At 71.0% G+C, this 4562-nt stretch carries 4 protein-coding genes; 3 read left to right on the top strand and 1 reads right to left on the bottom strand.

From position 1 onward, the window contains the following. From IE249_RS26040 to IE249_RS26050, 3 genes are all read left to right on the top strand, one after another. Positions 1-492 (top strand): SDR family NAD(P)-dependent oxidoreductase (locus tag IE249_RS26040; RefSeq protein ID WP_229859281.1); only part of this gene is annotated, 492 nt, incomplete at its 5' end. Further along, on the top strand, positions 489-1580 hold the full coding sequence (locus IE249_RS26045) for an S-adenosylmethionine:tRNA ribosyltransferase-isomerase (protein WP_189708483.1): 1092 nt from the start codon (positions 489-491) through the stop codon (positions 1578-1580). The genes IE249_RS26040 and IE249_RS26045, both read left to right, overlap by 4 nt. A gap of 298 nt (positions 1581-1878) precedes the next feature. Continuing rightward, positions 1879-2622 (top strand): transglycosylase SLT domain-containing protein, encoded by a 744-nt coding sequence (locus IE249_RS26050; protein ID WP_189708485.1) that lies wholly within the window; start codon positions 1879-1881, stop codon positions 2620-2622. A 100-nt stretch (positions 2623-2722) separates the two neighbouring features. Here the strand turns inward: IE249_RS26050 and IE249_RS26055 are convergent. After that, positions 2723-4562: ATP-binding cassette domain-containing protein (locus IE249_RS26055; RefSeq protein ID WP_229859283.1), on the bottom strand; the 1840-nt coding region annotated here is incomplete at its 5' end.

Raw genomic sequence — 4562 nt, forward strand, 5'->3', positions numbered from 1 at the left:
GTGTCGGCGGCGCGCGGGTTCGGGGGCGTGGACCTGGTGGTGCACAACGCGAGCGCCCTGGGCGCGGAGCCGCTGACGCGGCTGGCGGAGCTTCCGCTGGACGGGCTGCGCCGGGCGCTGGAGGTGAACACGGTGGCCGCGCTGGGTCTGGTGCGGGAGGCGCTGCCGTGGCTGCGCGAGTCGGCCACGGGCACGGTGATCACGCTGAGTTCGGACGCGGCCGCGGAGGCGTACGAGACGTGGGGCGGCTACGGGGCGTCCAAGGCGGCCCTGGACCGGCTTGCGGCGGTGCTGGCCGTGGAGGAGCCGGGGCTGCGGGTGTGGGCGGTGGACCCCGGGGACATGGCCACCGACCTGTACGCGGCGGCCGTACCGGAGGACGACTCGCCGCGTCCGGCGCCGGCGGATGTGGTGCCGGCGTTCCTGCGGCTGCTGGACGAGCGGCCGGCGAGCGGCCGCTACAGCGCGCCGTCCCTGCTGGAGGAGCGATGAGGTCGGCGGTGCGGGTGCCGGAGGGGCTGTCGGCGCGGGTGCCCGTGGAGCAGCGCGGGCCGGGTCGGGACCGGGGTGCGGTGCGGCTGCTGGTCTCGCGCGGGACGGAGGTGTCGCACCACGCCTTCGCGGAGCTGCCCGGGCTGCTGCGGGCCGGGGACGTGCTGGTGGTCAACACCTCCCCCACACTGGCCGCGGCGGTGGACGGGCGGGTCGGGCACGCGCGCGTGGTGGTGCACTTCTCCTCGCCGGGGGACGACGGGCGCTGGGCGGTCGAGCTGCGTGATCCGGACGGCCGCGGCACCACGCGCGCGCGTGCGGGCGGGCCCGCGGGTACTGAGGTGATGCTGCCGGGGGGTGTGCGGCTGGTGCTGGAGGAGCCGCTGAGCGCCCGGAGCGCGCGGCTGTGGTGGGCGCGGGTGGCGGGGCGCGAGGGCGGGGTCCTTGGGATGCTGCGCGAGCACGGCCGGCCGATCCGCTACTCCTATACGGAGCGGGACCAGCCGCTGTCCGTGTACCAGACCGTGTTCGCGGTGCCGCCGGCCGACGGGTCGGGCAGTGCGGAGATGCCGAGTGCGGCGCGGCCCTTCACCGCGCGGCTGGTGGTGGAGCTGGTGAGCCGGGGGGTGCAGTTCGCTCCTGTCATCCTGCACACGGGGGTCGCCTCGGCGGAGGCGCACGAGCCGCCGTATCCGGAGCGGTTCTCGGTGCCGGAGGCGTCCGCGCGGCTGATCGGGGCGGCCCGGGCGGCCGGCGGGCGGGTGGTGGCCGTGGGCACCACGGCGGTGCGGGCGGTGGAGTCCGCGGCCGGTCCTGACGGGGTGGTGCGGGCGGCCGCGGGGTGGACGGATCTGGTCGTGACGCCCGAGCGCGGGGTGCGGGTGGTCGACGGGCTGCTGACGGGGCTGCACGAGCCGGAGGCCTCGCATCTGCTGATGCTGGAGGCGGTGGCCGGGCGGGCCGCGGTCGACCACAGTTACGAGGCGGCGCTGGCCGGGCGGTACCTGTGGCACGAGTTCGGGGACGTACACCTCCTGCTGCCGCCGAAAACCCCTTACACAGAGCGTTGCGACGGCAACCTGCTGTGAGGAAACCTCTTGAGCGATGTGAGGACGCACATAGGGCGCACATCACGTACGAAGGGGCATAGGAGACACAGCATCCCTTGATGAACGGGGCAGACATCCCTGTCTGTCCCGTTTTGTCAGTTCCCGATCCACTATCCGGCTTCGTACGTCACACCTTTGCCCTCGGATTTTGCGGCAGCTAAGAATTGCTCTCGTCGCTCAGCGCCGCGGGTTTCCGCCCCCGGCACTCGTGTGGGAAGGACCCCCTCCCGCAGTCCGGAGAGCGACCTCCGCGCTACTCGAAGAGGTCCATTTCGCCATGCCCGCAAACTTCCGCTTCCCCCGCTCCAGTCGTGACCTGACCAAGACCCACAAGATCGCCGTCGCCGGTGTCGCCGCCCTCGGCGCCGCCTCCCTCGCCTTCACCGCCGTCCCCGGCCAGGCGCAGACGACGACCACCGCGGACGCCGTCGCGGCCGCCCCGGCGCAGATAGCCTCCGCGCCCGCCAAGCAGGTCAAGGCCAGCGTCACCGACCAGCTCGCCGGCGCCAGCGTGAAGATCCAGCAGATCGACGCCAAGAAGCAGGCAGCGGCCAAGCAGAAGGCCCAGGCCGCCGCGAAGAAGGCCGCCGCCGAGGCCACCGCCAAGCGCAAGGCCGAGGCCGCGCGCCAGGCGAAGCAGGCCGCGAGCCGCTCCGCGCAGCGTCCGCAGATGCAGACCGTCGCCGCGTCCACCAGCTACGGCAACAACCTGGACGGCTGGATCCGCCAGGCGCTGGACATCATGAAGCAGCACAACATCCCCGGCTCCTACAGCGGCCTCCACCGCAACATCATGCGGGAGTCCTCGGGCAACCCGATGGCCATCAACAACTGGGACATCAACGCGATCAACGGCATCCCGTCCAAGGGCCTGCTGCAGGTCATCGACCCGACCTTCAACACGTACCACGTCCCCGGCACGTCGAAGAACATCTACGACCCGGTCGCCAACATCACGGCCGCGGCGAACTACGCCGCGCACCGCTACGGCTCGATCGACAACGTCAACAGCGCGTACTGAGGCCGGCGCGGGCCTCTCCAGACACGCGGAAGGGCGGCACCCCGTTGCGGGGTGCCGCCCTTCGCGTGCGCGCGGGCCCGTGCCCGAGTGCCGCCGTCCGCTACTTGCGCATGACCTCCGGCTCGTGGCGGCGCAGGAAGCGGGCCACGAGGAAGCCGCAGATCACACCGAGCACGATCAGCGCGAACATGTCGACGGTCCAGGCCGTGGCCGTGTGGTTCCACAGCGGGTCGGTCTTGCCCGGGTCGTCGGTGTTCGGGGCGATGTTGTTGAAGTCCAGCGTGGCGCCCGCCACACCCACCGCCCAGCGCGAGGGCATCAGGTACGAGAACTGGTTGACGCCCACCGTGCCGTTCAGCGTGAACAGGCAGCCGGTGAAGACGACCTGGATGATCGCGAACATCACCAGCAGGGGCATGGTCTTCTCGGCGGTCTTCACCAGCGAGGAGATGACCAGGCCGACCATCATCGAGGTGAAGCCCAGCGCCATGATCGGCAGGCACAGCTCGACGAGCGTGGCGTTGCCCAGGACCACGCCCTTGTCGGGGATCTCGCGGCTGGAGAAGCCGATCAGGCCGACCATCAGTCCCTGGAGCACCGTGACCGCGCCCAGCACGACCACCTTGGACATCAGATACGCCGAGCGGGACAGGCCGGTCGCGCGCTCGCGCTCGTAGATGACCCGTTCCTTGATCAGTTCTCGGACGGAGTTGGCCGCGCCCGCGAAGCACGCGCCGACCGCGAGGATCAGCAGCACCGTGGTCGCCGTGCCGTTCGGCACGTGCACGCCGGTGCGCGGGTTGACCGGGTTGACCAGCAGGCCCCTGTTGTGGTCGATCAGCAGGCTGACCGCGCCGAGCACCGCCGGCAGGATCACCGTCAGCGCCAGGAAGCCCTTGTCGGAGGCGATCACCGCGACGTAGCGCCGGATCAGGGTCAGCAGCTGCGAACCCCAGCCCTGCGGCTTGGGCGGCTTCATCGCCTGCGGCGGAGGCATGTGTACGGACTGCGGGGCGACCGCGTCGATGTCCGCGGCGTACATCTGGTAGTGCTGCGAGCCCTTCCAGCGGCCCGCCCAGTCGTAGTCGCGGTAGTTCTCGAAGGCGGAGAAGACGTCTGCCCAGCTGTCGTAGCCGAAGAAGTTCAGCGCCTCCTCCGGCGGCCCGAAGTAGGCGACGGCGCCGCCGGGGGCCATCACCAGCAGCTTGTCGCAGATCGCCAGTTCGGCCACGGAGTGGGTGACGACCAGGACCGTACGGCCGTCGTCGGCCAGGCCGCGCAGCAGCTGCATCACGTCGCGGTCCATGCCCGGGTCCAGGCCCGACGTGGGCTCGTCCAGGAAGATCAGCGACGGCTTGGTGAGCAGCTCCAGGGCCACCGAGACGCGCTTGCGCTGGCCGCCGGAGAGGGAGGTGACCTTCTTGTCCTTGTGGATGTCGAGCTTCAGCTCGCGCAGCACCTCGTCGATGCGGGCGTCGCGCTCGGCGGCCGTGGTGTCGGCCGGGAAGCGCAGCTTGGCCGCGTACTTGAGGGCCTTCTTGACGGTCAGCTCCTTGTGCAGGATGTCGTCCTGCGGGACCAGACCGATGCGCTGGCGCAGCTCGGCGAACTGCTTGTAGAGGTTGCGGTTGTCGTAGAGGACCTCGCCCTGGTCGGCCGGCCGGTAGCCGGTGAGCGCCTTGAGCAGGGTCGACTTGCCGGAACCGGACGGGCCGATGACCGCGATCAGCGACTTCTCCGGGACGCCGAAGGAGACGTCCTTGAGGATCTGCTTGCCGCCGTCGACCGTGACGGTCAGATGGCGGGCGGAGAAGGACACCTCACCGGTGTCGACGAACTCCTCGAGCCGGTCGCCGACGATGCGGAACGTCGAGTGGCCGACGCCGACGATGTCGGTCGGGCCGAGCGTGGCCGAGCCGCCCTTGGGGATCGGCTGGCCG

It is taken from the genome of Streptomyces anandii JCM 4720 (assembly GCF_014650655.1).
In the GTDB taxonomy this organism is placed as follows: Bacteria; Actinomycetota; Actinomycetes; order Streptomycetales; family Streptomycetaceae; genus Streptomyces; species Streptomyces anandii.